13 protein-coding genes are annotated in these 16,231 nt (G+C 50.5%); 1 reads left to right on the top strand and 12 read right to left on the bottom strand.

Annotated features, from left to right (window positions below; all coding sequences use genetic code 11):
- Positions 1-225: 225 nt before the first annotated feature.
- The gene (gene glnA / locus ACLD3P_RS18055) at positions 226-1,635 is read right to left on the bottom strand and encodes a type I glutamate--ammonia ligase (RefSeq protein WP_411006533.1); all 1,410 of its coding nucleotides are present in this window, start codon (positions 1,633-1,635) and stop codon (positions 226-228) included.
- A gap of 375 nt (positions 1,636-2,010) precedes the next feature.
- On the opposite strand from glnA, the gene typA reads away from it, so the two are divergent.
- The gene (typA, locus tag ACLD3P_RS18050) at positions 2,011-3,834 is read left to right on the top strand and encodes a ribosome-dependent GTPase TypA (protein ID WP_000572064.1); all 1,824 of its coding nucleotides are present in this window, start codon (positions 2,011-2,013) and stop codon (positions 3,832-3,834) included.
- Between the two features lie 54 nt (positions 3,835-3,888).
- Here the strand turns inward: typA and ACLD3P_RS18045 are convergent, their stop codons facing one another.
- The 11 genes from ACLD3P_RS18045 to ACLD3P_RS17995 all read right to left on the bottom strand — a co-directional run bounded on the left by ACLD3P_RS18045 (position 3,889) and on the right by ACLD3P_RS17995 (position 16,229).
- Entirely contained in the window at positions 3,889-4,623 is a 735-nt protein-coding gene (locus ACLD3P_RS18045) for a Cof-type HAD-IIB family hydrolase (protein WP_411006534.1), read from the bottom strand.
- The gene (locus ACLD3P_RS18040) at positions 4,608-5,486 is read right to left on the bottom strand and encodes an STM4011 family radical SAM protein (protein WP_411006535.1); all 879 of its coding nucleotides are present in this window, start codon (positions 5,484-5,486) and stop codon (positions 4,608-4,610) included. The genes ACLD3P_RS18045 and ACLD3P_RS18040 overlap by 16 nt, the downstream gene beginning before the upstream one ends.
- Positions 5,483-6,724, bottom strand: coding sequence for a coproporphyrinogen III oxidase family protein (locus tag ACLD3P_RS18035; protein ID WP_411006536.1), 1,242 nt, complete (start codon positions 6,722-6,724; stop codon positions 5,483-5,485). Before ACLD3P_RS18035 ends, ACLD3P_RS18040 begins: the two co-directional genes overlap by 4 nt.
- A gap of 1 nt (position 6,725) precedes the next feature.
- Positions 6,726-7,601, bottom strand: coding sequence for an STM4013/SEN3800 family hydrolase (locus ACLD3P_RS18030; protein ID WP_076936009.1), 876 nt, complete (start codon positions 7,599-7,601; stop codon positions 6,726-6,728).
- Positions 7,594-8,619, bottom strand: a complete 1,026-nt coding sequence (locus ACLD3P_RS18025) for an STM4014 family protein (protein ID WP_077943752.1) — start codon at positions 8,617-8,619, stop codon at positions 7,594-7,596. Before ACLD3P_RS18025 ends, ACLD3P_RS18030 begins: the two co-directional genes overlap by 8 nt.
- 12 nt (positions 8,620-8,631) lie before the next feature.
- Positions 8,632-9,480 carry an STM4015 family protein gene (locus tag ACLD3P_RS18020; RefSeq protein WP_411006537.1) on the bottom strand — a complete coding sequence of 283 codons (849 nt, stop codon included), beginning with the start codon at positions 9,478-9,480 and terminating at the stop codon, positions 8,632-8,634.
- Positions 9,481-9,636: 156 nt separating this feature from the next.
- Positions 9,637-10,329 carry a porin OmpL gene (ompL, locus tag ACLD3P_RS18015; protein ID WP_000838828.1) on the bottom strand — a complete coding sequence of 231 codons (693 nt, stop codon included), beginning with the start codon at positions 10,327-10,329 and terminating at the stop codon, positions 9,637-9,639.
- 67 nt (positions 10,330-10,396) lie between these two features.
- Positions 10,397-11,818, bottom strand: coding sequence for an MFS transporter (locus ACLD3P_RS18010; protein ID WP_000064888.1), 1,422 nt, complete (start codon positions 11,816-11,818; stop codon positions 10,397-10,399).
- A 45-nt stretch (positions 11,819-11,863) separates the two neighbouring features.
- On the bottom strand, positions 11,864-13,246 hold the full coding sequence (locus ACLD3P_RS18005; RefSeq protein WP_000084245.1) for an MFS transporter: 1,383 nt from the start codon (positions 13,244-13,246) through the stop codon (positions 11,864-11,866).
- 45 nt (positions 13,247-13,291) lie between these two features.
- Entirely contained in the window at positions 13,292-15,328 is a 2,037-nt protein-coding gene (locus ACLD3P_RS18000) for an alpha-glucosidase (protein ID WP_411006538.1), read from the bottom strand.
- 43 nt (positions 15,329-15,371) lie between these two features.
- Positions 15,372-16,229, bottom strand: a complete 858-nt coding sequence (locus tag ACLD3P_RS17995) for an aldose-1-epimerase (protein ID WP_015406200.1) — start codon at positions 16,227-16,229, stop codon at positions 15,372-15,374.
- Positions 16,230-16,231 lie beyond the last annotated feature (2 nt).

The following is a 16,231-nucleotide window of genomic DNA, read 5'->3' as shown; positions in this document are numbered from 1 at the left end:
TTACCACTAAAAAGCGCGTGAGATCAGATTGTTGGTGGAGAAAAAAGCCCATCCTGGGATGGGCTGAAAGTTTCCACGGCAACTCAAAAACTCCTGACGCCTTTCACGCTGCTGCTGCGTTGGCTGCCTTCGCTTACCCCAGTCACATCGCTATCTATGCTCTTGGGGATGTGCTCAGTTGCCGCCTTGCCGCAACGCGAAATTCGTCGGATTTTTAATATACGATTAAACGCTGTAGTACAGCTCAAACTCTACCGGGTGCGGGGTCATACGCACGCGGTCATCTTCTTCGCGACGCAGCGCAATATACGTATCGATCGCTTCATCCGTGAACACGCCGCCTGCTTTCAGGAACTCGCGGTCCAGATCCAGCGCGTTCAGCGCTTCTTCCAGAGAACCCGCTACCTGTGGGATCTCTTTCGCTTCTTCCGGCGGCAGGTCATACAGGTTTTTGTCCATGGCTTCGCCCGGGTGAATCTTATTCTTAATCCCGTCCAGACCGGCCATCAGCAGGGCGGCAAAGCACAGATACGGGTTAGCCGCCGGGTCCGGGAAGCGAACTTCGATACGGCGCGCTTTCGGAGACGCCACCACCGGAATACGGATGGAGGCGGAACGGTTACGGGCGGAGTAGGCCAGCATCACCGGCGCTTCGTAACCCGGGACCAGACGCTTGTAGGAGTTGGTGGTCGGGTTCGCCAGGGCGTTGATGGCTTTGGCGTGTTTGATGACGCCGCCGATGTAGTACAGCGCCTGCTCAGACAGACCGGCATATTTGTCGCCAGAGAACAGGTTGGTGCCGTTCTTCGCCAGCGACATGTGGCAGTGCATACCGGAACCGTTATCGCCGAACATCGGTTTTGGCATAAAGGTCGCGGTCTTACCGAAGCGGTGAGCCACGTTATGCACGACATATTTGTAAATCTGAATTTCGTCGGCTTTTTTGGTCATGGTGTTAAAGCGGGTCGCCACTTCGTTCTGACCTGCGGTCGCTACTTCGTGGTGGTGCGCTTCAACAACCAGGCCCATCTGCTCCATGACCAGACACATTTCAGAACGGATATCCTGCGCGGAGTCAACTGGCGGAACCGGGAAATAACCGCCTTTCACGCCCGGACGATGGCCTTTGTTGCCGCCTTCGTACTTGGTAGAGGAGTTCCAGGCGCCTTCAATATCGTCAATCGCCACATGTGAGCCGGAGATAGATGCGCCGAAGCGGATGTCGTCGAACAGGAAGAATTCAGGTTCCGGCCCAAACAGGACGGTATCGGCGATACCGGTCGCGCGCAGGTAGTCTTCCGCACGTTTTGCGATGGAACGTGGGTCACGGTCATAACCTTGCAGAGTGCCAGGCTCCAGGATGTCGCAACGGATAATCAGGGTAGAGTCTGCGAAGAACGGGTCAATCACTGCGGTGGATGCGTCTGGCATCAGCACCATGTCGGATTCGTTAATGCCTTTCCAGCCGCCGATAGAGGAGCCGTCAAACATTTTGCCTTCTTCAAAGAATTCGGCATTTACCTGATGAGCAGGAATCGTGACGTGCTGTTCTTTGCCTTTGGTATCGGTGAAGCGCAGATCGACAAACTTCACTTCGTGCTCGTTCAGCATCGTCAAAACGTGTTCAGCGGACATACTTGTACTCTCCCGGATTGGTCATGGTCGGTCGTCGTGGTAACGAGATCTTCAATTCTGCTGGCCGTGTCGCCGTAAAAATATAAAGCGAAATCTGTGCCAACTTTCACATTGCCCCCAAAAGGCGTTATCATGCGCACCATCGTGCAAAAGGGCTGCACCACGGTGACTATGTTGCACCAAAATAGTGCTTCAATGTGAACATTAAGCACCACATTGGTGCAATAGAACGCAAGCCACCCTTTTAACGCTCCGTGAAAGCGATCACAAAGAGACTCTGCAATACTTGTTTGCGGAGGATGTTTGTGATCCTGTTTTGTAGTGCGATTAATCCGTGTACAATAACGCGCTATTTCTAATGCCTGAGGCAAAGTTGTGATCGAAAATTTGCGTAACATCGCCATCATCGCGCACGTTGACCATGGTAAAACTACCCTGGTTGATAAGCTGCTCCAGCAATCCGGTACGTTCGACGCGCGTGCCGAAACTCAAGAGCGAGTGATGGACTCCAACGATTTGGAGAAAGAGCGTGGTATTACTATCCTCGCTAAAAACACCGCTATTAAATGGAATGATTACCGTATCAACATCGTTGATACTCCCGGGCACGCTGACTTCGGTGGTGAAGTAGAGCGCGTCATGTCCATGGTTGACTCTGTGCTGCTGGTGGTTGACGCATTTGACGGCCCGATGCCGCAAACGCGCTTCGTGACTAAAAAAGCCTTTGCTCATGGCCTGAAACCTATTGTGGTTATCAACAAGGTTGACCGTCCTGGCGCGCGCCCTGACTGGGTTGTTGACCAGGTATTCGACCTGTTTGTTAACCTCGACGCGACCGACGAACAGCTGGACTTCCCGATCATCTACGCTTCGGCGCTGAACGGTATCGCGGGTCTGGACCACGAAGATATGGCGGAAGACATGACCCCGCTGTATCAGGCGATCGTTGATCATGTTCCGGCGCCGGACGTTGACCTCGATGGTCCGTTGCAGATGCAGATCTCCCAGCTGGACTACAACAACTACGTTGGCGTTATCGGCATCGGCCGTATCAAACGCGGCAAAGTGAAGCCGAACCAGCAGGTCACTATCATCGATAGTGAAGGGAAAACCCGTAACGCGAAAGTAGGTAAAGTGCTGACGCATCTGGGTCTGGAGCGTATCGACAGCGATATCGCCGAAGCGGGCGATATCATTGCGATCACCGGTCTGGGCGAGCTGAACATCTCCGACACCATCTGCGACCCGCAGAACGTTGAAGCGCTGCCGGCGCTGTCCGTTGATGAGCCGACCGTGTCTATGTTCTTCTGCGTTAACACCTCGCCGTTCTGCGGTAAAGAAGGTAAGTTTGTGACTTCTCGTCAAATTCTTGACCGTCTGAACAAAGAGCTGGTGCATAACGTGGCGCTGCGCGTTGAAGAAACCGAAGATGCGGATGCGTTCCGTGTATCCGGTCGTGGCGAACTGCACCTGTCCGTGTTGATTGAAAATATGCGTCGTGAAGGTTTCGAACTGGCGGTTTCCCGTCCGAAAGTTATCTTCCGTGAAATCGACGGTCGTAAACAAGAGCCGTACGAAAACGTGACGCTGGACGTCGAAGAGCAGCACCAGGGGTCTGTCATGCAGGCGCTGGGCGAGCGTAAAGGCGACCTGAAAAACATGAATCCGGACGGTAAAGGCCGCGTACGTCTCGACTACGTGATCCCAAGCCGTGGGCTGATTGGTTTCCGTTCAGAATTCATGACCATGACTTCCGGTACGGGTCTGCTGTACTCCACCTTCAGCCACTACGACGATATTCGTCCGGGTGAAGTGGGCCAGCGTCAGAACGGCGTACTGATCTCCAACGGTCAGGGTAAAGCGGTGGCGTTTGCGCTGTTCGGTTTGCAGGATCGCGGTAAGCTGTTCCTGGGTCACGGCGCGGAAGTTTACGAAGGCCAGATTATTGGTATTCACAGTCGCTCCAACGACCTGACGGTAAACTGCCTGACCGGTAAGAAACTGACCAACATGCGTGCGTCCGGTACGGATGAAGCGGTGATTCTGGTTCCGCCAATTAAAATGAGCCTTGAGCAAGCGCTGGAGTTCATTGATGACGACGAACTGGTAGAAGTCACCCCAACCTCTATCCGTATCCGTAAACGTCACCTGACGGAAAACGATCGCCGCCGTGCGAACCGTGGTCAGAAAGAAGAGTAATTAACGCTCTTACGGATAAAAACCCTGCCGAAATGAAAACTCGGCGGGGTTTTTTTATTCACATTGATAAAGAGATAAGGTCGTCAAAAAATCAGCAATCGCTGGCGTATTATGCCGACCAATGACGCTATCCGCATACATCTTTGCCCGAGCGCTGGCATTCCCCATCGCGACGCCCAATCCGGCTAAACGTAGCATTTCCGCATCGTTATCATTATCGCCAAACGCCATCACTTCGCGCATTGCGATATGCTGTTGCTGTGCATATCTGACGAGGCTTTGTCCTTTGCTACACCCCTTCTGGAGAATATCCAGTTGATGATGCCAGGACCAGGTACAGCTTAGCTGTAATTCATGCTGTATAAACTCAGCAATATGTTGTAGTTGTTTTATGTGCCGATGAACGACGCTGATTTGCCAAATATTCTCCCTACTGCTTAGCTCATCAGCCTGAAAGATTATTTTATCATCAGCACGAATTGTCGGTTTAAGCGGATATACCCGCGCCAGTATTTTTTCCGCTTGTAAGTGCGTCAGCGGCTGCGGATGAAGGATCTGCTGTTGAGCCGGTTGATAAATATAACTTCCGTTACAACAGATCATCGGTTCGGTGAGCGCCAGCGTTTGATAATACGCATAGGCTTCACGATGAGAGCGACCGGTAACAAGCATTATTCGGCAGCCCATGTCCTGCATCTGACGGATAGCGGTTAGCGACTCTGACAGAATTTGTTTATTACGGTTTAGCAGCGTTCCATCAAGATCAAAAGCGATTAAACGATATCGCATGAGCGCCCGATCCTAAAACAGCGTGAGGTATCCAGGTGATTCAGCAATGGAATATCGAGACGGTGCTGATAAGCGAGAAAACAGTGGCATTGTTTTGCCTGGCAGGCGGGAGAATTAAGCCGTTGCTGATATAAATTACCCATTTTAATTTTGCTGATATGACAAGCAAAAAGATCGCCTTCTGCATTCATAAAAATACTTTTTCTTCCTGCGGTACAGATATCCAGCTGCGCTGGCCACTGCTGTGTTTCAATCACATACAGCGGATCGAGTTCGCCGAAGGCGATGGTTTCCTCAACGGTATGCCGGGTATTGGCACACTCGTTGGCGTTAAACCAAAAATAATTCTGGTCAGGCAACTGCTGGCGTAGCCAACGAAACTGGTCGATATCTTTCATACTGGCGACAGCCCCCGCGCACCAGATTATTCCTGCGGCAGAGAGCGCTAAACACTGCTGGAGAAAGCGCTCAGCGGTAATTTGTGAGGGATGAAAAGAACACCATAACCGAAGCTTTGAGATATCTCCGCCGCCGGCACGAAATGATTCCAGCAATGACATTAACGAAAAAGAGGCATTAGTTTGTATGCCGACCGCCTGAACATGAGGATAGCGGCTAATTTCTGCCAGCGCCGCCATGTAATAACGCAAGCGTAGCGCCTCGCCATAAGGCGTAATCATCACATTCAACGGCGTACCTAAAAGAGGCAAATGGTCAACCATACGCCATAGCGCGGCTTCGTCGCGTTTTTTATCGTTACGGGCGTGTTTATGGAACGGGCAATAGCCGCAATGATAATTACACGATTTAAGATAGCCGCGATAAAACAGCGTGTGAATATCGCGCAGGGCGGGGGCGCTCATCTCTGCCGATTCTCCCGTAGCATCACCTCAGGCGAAACGAACACAGGTGCAAGGCAATCGGATAATGCCATACCGGTCTCCGTTAGCCGGAGGCGACTGCCATTCTGATAACAGTAGCCCTGCCGTATGAAGAGTTCCAGGTCGGGGAAATCCCTTAGCGCATCGCTGGCAAAATATTGCTGATAATCGCTAAGAGAAAGTCCCTGCCAGAAAAATAAATTTTTAATGATAAAGCGGCGTTTCATTTCATCAGGGGGAAGCAGATAACCGTGATTAATGACGGTTTTATCCGGGCTGTCGATAAACGCCTGAATGATTTTTCGTGATGTTTGCAGGTTCGACGACCACGGTGAACAGTAATGCAGATTGCCAAGATAACTTCTGCCGCCCGCGCCGAGCGCCAGTGAGTTTTCAAATCCGCAGCTTTCCGCCGCGGCGGATGGCGCTGGATTAAGGACGAAACGGCGCATGGACGTTTGGGTGTAGCCCGCGTTGCGTAAAAGATCGCGGGCTAAAATGTAGTAGCTATGCATATTTCCCTGGCGAGGCATATTATAAAGCGGATAAAGAAACAGCTCTTCCGGTTGATAAACGAGCGCCTGATGTAACGATTCCGTCAGGCTTGCGTGAGTCTGACCGGGAATGCCGTAAATAATATCAATATTGAGTGATGGAAAATGACCCGCCTTTAGCCATTCCAGCGCCTGGTGCGCGCTGGCGGCATTGTGGCGGCGATGCAGCGTATGTAACTCGCTATCATGAAAACTTTGTACGCCAATACTGACGCGATTAACGGAAAAGGCGTTTAATAGTGCTACTTTTTCTGCTGTGGTATCCGTAGGGGAAGTTTCAATCGTTTTATAAATATTCCAGTCAACATTGAGCACATCAAAGACGGAAAAAAATAACTTCTCTAATTGCGCAATGTTTAATAGCAGAGGTGTGCCGCCGCCTACGGTAAAGCTTGCCCAGTGGACGGGCGCCAGCGCCATTTGTCGGCCCTGGGTAATAATCGCATCGATATAGCTATCAATGAACGTATTCTCTGCGCCTGTGCAGGTAAATAAATTACAGAACCCGCAGCGGCTTTGACAAAAGGGCATATGAACATACAGATGTGTGTCGTGCTCGTAAATGCGCGGTTTTACTTCGCTAAAGCTGACGTTCTCCAGCTCCCGATAAGCCGTCTTATGCGGATAACTGTACATATACTGACGATAAATATCATTGTTATTCATATTAATGATTACAGCTCAGCAAGAAATGCATATAGGGAACGGTATTAACGATCGGATGATTAAAACTATGGAAATATTTCCCGTCTTCGCCATAGCAGGTACCGTGATCGGAACAGACAATAACGAACGTTTCGCCGCCAGTTTGGCGGAAAATGTTCAGTAATCCGTCGATGCGGGCGTCGATATAGCGTAGCGCGGCGGCATGGGTCTCAACGGTATCGCCAGGGGCCGCGCCCTCAACGTAAAAATGGTTAGGGTAATGAATCGTGTCGATATTGATATACATCATGACCGGTTGGCTGCCAGCACGCTCGGCCATGATTTTCTGGATATAATGGATCTGGTTATCCATACTTTCTTTAACCGTACAGGCAAAGCGTGGATGCCAGTAACTCTTTTTAAACATCGACGGGAACACTTTTCCCATGCCGGAGCGGTTATTAAAGAAAGAGACGCCGCCAATACAGATGGTCTGGTAGCCTTTATTTTCCAGACTTTTTATCCATGTTGCGTCATCAAAGGCAAATGCATTTTTCGGTCCTTTACGACCAAGTCCGATATCTTTTGGGAAAAACAGCATGGTCTGATTAACGGTATCATCAATAGGTTTTGGCATAAAACCTGAAAACATGGCGTGATGCGAAGGCCAGGTAAAATTACCGGCCGCCTCGCATTTCGTCCATTGTCCATAATGATTAAGGTTTGGCGTATTTCCGGCAGTTTGTTCCTGAAGCGCAATATCGTAGCGTAACGAGTCCAGCACAATAAAAAGAATATGAGCGTTATTACTAATTAGCGCATTCATATCGAGTTCGCCATCGCCGGTGTCAATCGACGCGTGCAGCGAGACGGGGACTTCATCCATTGAATTATACATTTTGCTTCCTCATGGCCCGGATTTGCGCCTGATAAATTAGATTGTTCTGCTGCGCATCCTGATAAATCAAATCACCCTGGCCATTAATTTCAATAATATACGGCGTCAGGCTGGTAGTAAGTAAAACATCAATACCCGCTAAGCGAATGCCAGGGAAAAGTCGCATGGCATTTTGACAGAGCGTATCGATCTCAGTCACTTTTGCGGCAGATAACTCCAGACTTTCGAAGCAGTAAGCCTGGTTTTGCAGATGTAAGTTAGTAATGGGCTGCGAGGAGGTTCTGACCACTCGCCAGATAATTTCGCCATCCAGGCAGACGATGCGTAAATCATAGGTTTTATGCTTTACGCTGGCTTTGGGCAGCCACTGTTCGACGAGGTTTTCCTGCTGAAGAACGCCATCAATAATGAGCTGGATATCTTCTTTCTGACGATACTGTTGGATTTTTTTGCTGTTAAATAGCTGTTGTCCTGATATGGCAATCGCGCTGTAAAGCACCTGCTTTATGCCATCGGGGTGGCGGCGCAAAGCGATAACGCCCGCCGCGCCAGAACCCAGCGAGGGCTTAATGAACACGCTGGCGACCCTTTTTTCCTCCATGATGGCGGTGAGCTGTGCAAAACTTTTTACGTCTTCCGCTACCAACGGCGGCGTGGGGATGCCGTGTTCCAGTAAGCGCCGCTTGCAGCGTTTTTTATCCAACAGGTGAATGAGGCCCGCCGGATGGTTAAGCCAGGTGACGCCAGGACGCGCCGCCATGTTCTGCAAAAAATGGATATAGTCCAGACCGATCGCGTTTATTTTGCGGATGTCAGTTTCACTGTGTACTGGCGGGTCGATTTTAACGATGCCAGAGGTCAGCGAAGCGTCCAGCGCTTGCGGATGAGTCAGCGCCGTGACGGGTTCCCCAAGTACGGCGGCAGCCTGCATAAAATAATGCGTGCGCTTGCTCTGACGGGGGCCAATGAGCGTAATCACAATAAATCCCTTTATCGTTGAGTAGGGGAATGTGCACATTCCCCTACACAATCACTCGGTGTACATCGCATTCATATAAATATCGCCATCGTAATCATCAGGCTCCAGAGCTTCTGAAAGATTCAGGGTTATCGGCAGCGCGGCTTTTAGCTTTTCCTGCATCTCCGGCGTCAAATAGTGGTGGTGGAGATCGAGTGTTTCCAGATGCGCAATTCGGTCTTTATGCTCCAGCAGCGCCTCTGCGCCGTTGTCCGTTAAGGTACCGCATGAGAGTTCCAGCACGTTAAGCTGCGGCAGGATATTACTTTCCAGCACCCGGCGGGCGATATCATCCTGCTCTTCGCTGTTCATCAACCCCAGATGGGTGAGCTGAGGGAAAAGATCTTTCGATGCCAGCGCCATCACGTCATCCAGCGAACCGTCAAAACCGTATCCCTCTACGCCCAGGAAGAGCTTCAGCGTTTTTAATGCAGGGAGCTGCGCATTTTGTAGTTCGGCAAGTATGTTAGAAGGGATGCCGCCGGAAATGATTTCCAGGTGCTCCAGTTTCTCATGATGTATAGCGCCCAGTCGCAGATCCGACGCGCCTTTAATAATCAGTTCTTTCAGATTGGGTAACGCCGCATAGAGCCTGGAATAGTCACCTTGTTTAATCCAGGAGATCTCGCAGTCTTCGCTCTCCATATCACCGATAAACAGTGATTCCAGGTGAGTAAAGCGGGAGGCGTTCTCCACAATCATATCAATAATAGGCTGGCAGGTTTCGTCTTCCCAACAATCACCCCAGTTACCAATGGTCAGTGAGCGAAGCTTTGGCAGATCTTCATCGGTTAAAATCAAATTAATGAGCTGTTCCTGGGTTAATTCATTGTCCCAATCAATATTAAATCGCTTATTCATTTGTTTCCCTTCTCTATAAGCATGAATATGGTAAAACGCTTTGCGAATATTATCATGGCGCTTAGAGGCGGGATATCGGGAGTCTGATTCAGGATGAATGAGCGGGCAGAACAACTACCCGCTGTGATGCAGATTCGAAAAATAGAGGCGATAATATCAGAAGAAATACTTCGCCCCGATACGAATCTGGTTTTGCTCTCTATGGTAGGGGCCCACGTTACGATCTAACCAGCGTAATTCAAAATAGGGCAACCAGTGTTCATTGATACGATAACGGAAGGTATTGGTGATTTCCCAATGATGCTTCGTACCATTACTACTATTAAAATCATTAACGTTATAAAAATAGTGTGGTTCAAAGGTATAAGAAAATTTATCGGTAATGATAAAATTCCAATAGTTACCGATTTCATAGCTGTCATTATTATCCAGTTCGCCATTCAAATCGGTTGAACTATAATTATTGTGATTATATCGGTTACGTACCGTAAGATTAAACCACGGGGTAAATTTATAGTTAACATCCAGATAGACGGCGCCGCCGGAACCAATGCTTTTGTCGTTTATTAACCCACCAGGCTGGATGGTTAATTTATCTGTAGGTTTAAATAACGGATACCAGCCCTCAATCTCATTATAACCGTGCTTTAATTCATCATCACGCTGTAGCGTATAGGTATTGGTCAACATAATTCCGGCCCCCATATCGGAGTTATAGCCGACGCGGAGCATAAACTCCATTTGGTCAGACGCCAGGTTATAGGCCTCACGGTTTTCTACATAAGCGCCAGCAAAAACAGAGGTGGATATTACTGAAGTTAATATCACTAGAGTATTCAGAGATTTCATAATAAATCCATTTTTCAAATATAGGGAAGCCGCCATCCATCGGGATGGATAAAGCGGCAAGCGTCGTTTAATTATTTACAGTAGAAATACTTTGTTTATTATTAGTCGCGACAATTTGATTACCTGTTTTCTTTCGTTGGGCAATTTCCTCGATAATAAAAGCGAAACGTTGTTCATTGAGCTTATAAAAAAAGCCCATCGTTAGTGCTGCGATAATGGCAAGACCGCAAGGCCATAAAAAAATGAGCTGACGCAAACCAAGCAACGTGGTGTCACTTTGAGCTATGTTGGGGATATAACCGATTTGCGTCAGCATAATACCTGGCAAAAAGCCAGCAAGCGCAGCGGAAATTTTGCGGGAAAAGGTATAACCCGTGTACACCGAGCCTTCAGCGCGAATACCCGTTTTCCATTCACCGTAGTCAACCGTATCCGGAACCAGTGCCCAGTTCAGGCTGTTGACGAAAGCGGTACCGAAGAAGGCGATACAAGAGAAAATGACAAACAGGAATGACGTTCCACCCCAGATAAAATTCAGGATATCGCCAACGGCCCACAATATCAGACCACCAAGATAAACCTGTTTTTTCCCGAAGCGTTTTACCGCAGCAGGTACTAATAAAACACCAATCAGGATACAGCCCATGCTGAAAAAACCCATCCATGACAACAAATGAATATCGTTCAGCACGTACTGAGTGTAATAAACCTGAATGGCCAGCTTAATATTAAAGGCGGCCAGCGTGCACAAATTGGCGACGCAGAGCACCAGCAGCGGCGGATTACGAAAAATCGCGCAGAAGGATTTCAATATGCTGGGTTTATGCGTGTCAGGTACGGTTTCGATATACCGTTCTTTCACCCCGCTAAAGCACCACCACATGCTGAACAGCCCGCAGACCGAAAAGATGACTGCTGCAATCAGATAACCCAGCGAAGGGGAACGGGTAAACAGTGCCTGAATGGGCATAAAACCTACGGTACAAAGAAGAAGGCCAATGGTAGCGCCGCCTTGTCGCCATGCGGCGAGCTGGGCCCGCTCATGCGGATTTTTGGTAATAGCGGGTACCATCGCGCCGTATGAGCAGTTCATCAGGCTGTAGAACAGACCGAACAACATAAACAGCACCGTCGCGAAGGCTGTTTTAACGGGTAAAGTAAAGTGAGTGGCAAAGAATTGCGCAGTAGCAACCAGAGCCACCGGAAATGACGCATACAGAATAAAAGGCCGAAACTTTCCTTTTGCGCCAATATTACGGCGTGAATCCAGCAATACGCCGGTGAGCATATCGGTAAAAGCAGTGAAGAATTTCGCCACCAGAAAGATAATTCCACCGTAATATGCAGGCATCCCGAGTTCATCGGTATAAAACTTCAGTAGATACAGCGTACCGATACACAGCATCAGATTTGAGCCGAAATCGCCCACGCCATAGGCGCATTTTTCCCGCAGGCTCAACTTTAGCGTTAGCGGATCATGATTAGACATAATCGCCTCTCAAAACGCCCCGCAGGGCGTTATATTTTATTGTTGTTAAACCGTATGTTTCCGGGCCTCAATCTCTTCCACAATTCGCACGTACATCTTCTCGTTGAGGTTGTAGAAACAGCCCATCGCAATAATGGTGATGACCGCCAGCACGCAAGGATAAATAAAGATCAACTGGCGTAGGCCTTCGACGGTGCCTGCCGATTGCACCACATTCGGGATATAACCGATTTGCGTCAGCATCCAGCCGGGGAAGAACCCTGCCAGCGCCTGGGAGACCTTACGGAAGAACGTGAAGCCGGTGTAAACCGTCCCTTCCGAGCGGACGCCGGTGCGCCATTCACCGTACTCCACCGTGTCGGAAACCAGCGCCCAGTTCAGGCTGTTGACGAAGGCGGAACCGAAGAACGCCAGGCAGGAGAAGGCGACAAAACTGACCGAGCCGCCGCCAAAGAAGTAGTTGAGCAGATCGCCCGCCACCCATATTAACAGCCCGCCGATATAGACTTTCTTCTTGCCAAAACGCCTTACTGCGCCGGGCATCAAAAAGACGCCGATAAAAATACAGCCCATGCTAAAGAAGCCCATCCAGGAGAGGAGGATCGGGTCGTTAAGAACGTACTGTGTGTAATAAACCTGAATCGCCAGTTTGACGTTGAAGGCGCCGAGAGTACAAAGGTTGGCGATACACAGAATAAACAGCGGACGGTTACCGGCGATGGCGCGGAACGACTGCAATAATCCGGGCTTTTGCGCGTTATCGACAGGTTTCACTTCGACGTAGCGCTCTTTAACGCCGGCGTAGCACAGCCACATAAATAGCAGGCCAAACAATGAAAATAGCGTGGCGGCGAAAATATAGCTGAGCTGGGCATTGCCTTCGATCAGGTTCATGACCGGCACAAAGCCAACGGTACACAGCAGCAGGCCGAGAGTGGCGCCGCCCTGGCGCCAGGCAGCAAGCGAGGCGCGTTCATCCGGGTTCTTGGTAATCGCTGGCACCATCGCGCCATACGAGCAGTTCATCATGCTGAAAACCAGTCCGTACAGCATAAACAGTATCGTTGCGACGACGGTTTTTCCCGTCACCTCAAACGGTGTGCCGACAAAGTTAGCAATCGCCAGTAGCGTTACCGGAAATGCCGCGTAAAGCACGAACGGGCGGAATTTGCCCTTCGGACCAATTTTACGCCGCGAGTCGAGCATAATGCCGGTACCCATATCGGTAAATGCGGTAAAAAATTTGGCGATCAGGAAAATGATCCCGCCGTAAGTCCCTGGTAAACCCAGCACATCGGTATAAAATTTGAGTAAATAGAGGGTCCCGATATCTAACAGGATATTGGAACCTAAATCCCCCAGTCCATAGGCAAGTTTTTCTTTAAACGGCAAGCGTAGGGTTGCCGGATTCGATGATGTTTGACTCATTATTCTTCTCCATCTGCCCGCAGGTTTCCCTGCGGGCGAGCCGTATTAGATATTCCGTAAAGAAGCAAAAAGTGAAGCCCACTCGCTCTTCGCGCGATAGAAGACCGGCGGTTTGCCAATGGGCGCATCCACGGTAATTTCACCGCCGTGGTGAACTTCGCCGGTCCAGATATTCACCCAGTGATCTTCCGGCAGGTACAGCGTCCAGTCGCAACACCCCTGCTCGTGAACCGGCGCGACCAGCAGATCCTGACCGAGCAGATATTGGTATTTCAGGGTGTAGGTTGCGGCATCGTTCTCGTAGTGCAGGAATAGCGGACGCATGACCGGCAGACCGGTAGCCGCGTTTTGCGCCACCGCCTGCTTGAGATACGGTTTCAGCGTGGTAAAGACGGTGGTCATGCGGGCAAAGTGGGCAATAGTTTCCGCGTCGCCGTCGAACTGCCAGTTATCGCCGGGGCGGTTGCCTTCATGGGTGCGCATCATCGGCGTAAAGGCGCTGAAATCGCACCAGCGCAGCAGCAACTCTTTGCTGCGTTTCATGTCAAACAGGGTGGTGTAGCCGCCGATATCGCTGTGATGCAGACCATGGCCGGTCATCGCCAGCGACAATGCCGCAGGCACTACAGAGGCCAGACCATCATCAAGGCTCCAGTCAACGTTCTGGTCACCTGCCCACATCATGGTGGAATATTTCTGACTGCCGGTGTAACCCGCACGCATAAAGAACAGGATCTCGCCGAGTTTGCCGGTCTCCTGTAGCGCTTCGTAGTTACATTTCGCCCACAGCGCAGGCCAGGCGTTATGCATGATCTCGGCGCTGACGCCGTTGTGCAGATACGTGTCGGTCGGCAGATATTCGCCGAAATCCGCCATCCAGCCGCTGCAGCCGAGCGCGATCATGTTCTTTTTGATGACGTCTTTGAACCAGTCGTAAGCTTCAGGATTGGTCAGATCGACCACGCCGCCATAGAATTCGCCAAACTCGACCAGATAGTCGCCGCCCGTGGCGTCTTTCGCCAGATAGCCGTGTTTCGCCGCCTCAGCGCAGAGGTCTTTATCACTGGCGACGTATGGGTTGATATAAGAGAGGAACTGGACGCCTTCTTCTTTCCACTGTTTGATCCGGCTATCCAGTTGCGGATAGTTGTCGCTATTCCACTTCCAGTTCCACATCACGCGCTTGCCAAAGGAGGTCATGCGGATACCGGACCAGTCCTGCGCCCAAATACCGTTCACTTTTACGCCTGCGTTGCGCATGGTATCCAGTTTTTGCTGGCAAACTTCCGTACCGCCCTGAATGCCTAGCGTGACGCCGTCGTAAACCCAGTCCGGCAGCTCCGGCTGGCGGCCTAACAGCGCAGTCAGTTTTTCCAGCAGGGCGATGTAGGTGTCGGCACACTCAAAACGCAGCGTAGTTTTATCTTCCCACAGCGCCAGTTCGTGATACTCCGGCGCGCTGAAGTCGAAATTCATATAGCAGCTATTATCGACGTGGCAGTAATACTTCTGCGTGCTGACAAAGGTCGGTTGCGGGAAGAAGGTCCAGTAATAGTCGCCGCCGGCATTCTCTTTACAGTCTGCCTGCCAGGTGACATAGCTGGTTTTATTACGGCCAACGCCCTGTTCGCTGGTCCACAGCGGGAACGGCTTGCCGCGCAAATCGAAATAAGAGAACTGTTCGCCGCAGCCGTAGATATGGTCGTCTGGATTAGCTGCGAGGCGTAACCAGATACGGTTATGGTGCAGGTCGTCGTTTTGCAGATCCAACGTCAGGCGTCCCGCCTCATCGGCGGAGATGCGAAGGGTGGCGCTAATTGTTGCGCCACGGCTGAATTGTACCAGCCAGCCGTCGGGTAGCTCGCTGACCGTAGCCTCCGTTAATGCAATCTTTTCGTTAAGTTTGTCTTTGATGCTGAAGTTGCCGCGAAACATGTCAATGTCGGCAACGCCCGTGCCAATCCACAGACAGGGATTTTCGGTGCTGTGGCGTAAAATCAGGCGCTGCTGCCAGCTAAGTGCAAAACCATCCTGTGATGTTGTCAGTTCAAAATCGGTTGACCGTTGTGGTAGAGAATTCATTGTAATCTCCGTGAATGTAGGGTAATTCGGTAATCCATTTGGGCTAGTCACAGCCGATGGAAAAATGCAGTTGATGGATCGCTTTTGGGGCAAGATGAATCAGTGCGATCCCGGAATTAAATGCATCGGGCGGGCAGCTCATAGGCTCTACCGCGAGACCTTTTCGGCTGAGTTTTTCGCCGGTATAGATCTGTAGCCAGGGTTGATTGCTGCGTAAAAATGTAGACATGTTCTGCGTTGGGCTGGTAAGTCTGACCTCCCACTCAGCCGGGGTAGTCGCGGTCTTAACCGCATGATCAAGGCGCGTTTCGCCGAGCAGGCATGATGCGGAAAAATCCCTGCCTGCGGGCAATTCTTCGCTTGCAGGCAGTGTTAATACACAGCTATCGATGCTTTGTAGATTACAAGTCAAATAAGGATGTGCGCCCGCGCCATAAGGGGCTGATTCATCGCCAATGTTTTGCGTACGAATCAATACGCGCAGCCCACTGGCGGCATCTAACCGATAAATCACTTCCGATATCAACGCAAAGGGATAGCCGTAAGAGGGCGGCAGAAAAATCGTTAGCGACGCTTCCGTCGCCGACTGATAATTAATCTGCCAGTCTCGCCAGGCTAACAGACCGTGAATGGCGGTCTGCGAAACCGGGTCGTTAACGGCAAGCTGGAAAACCTTGCCGTTATAGGAGTAGCAGCCATTTGTCACGCGATTGGGCCAGGGAATCAATACTTTCCCCAGATGCGCCATGGGTATTTCTTCCGGTTTATGCGGGATGACCACATGGCGTCCATGATGGGTCAGTTCCGCCAGACCTGCGCCAACCGTGACGATTTTCGCCTGGTAATGGCCCGCATTAAGCTGAATAGTTTTTCCACCGCTGTGCATGGCTGCCATCCTCATGA

The sequence above is a fragment of the Salmonella sp. 741265073_HBA genome, from assembly GCF_046569105.1.
Classification (GTDB): Bacteria; Pseudomonadota; Gammaproteobacteria; order Enterobacterales; family Enterobacteriaceae; genus Salmonella; species Salmonella enterica.
Note: the sequence above shows the minus strand (reverse complement) of the source record. Positions and strands in the feature narration are given on the sequence as shown.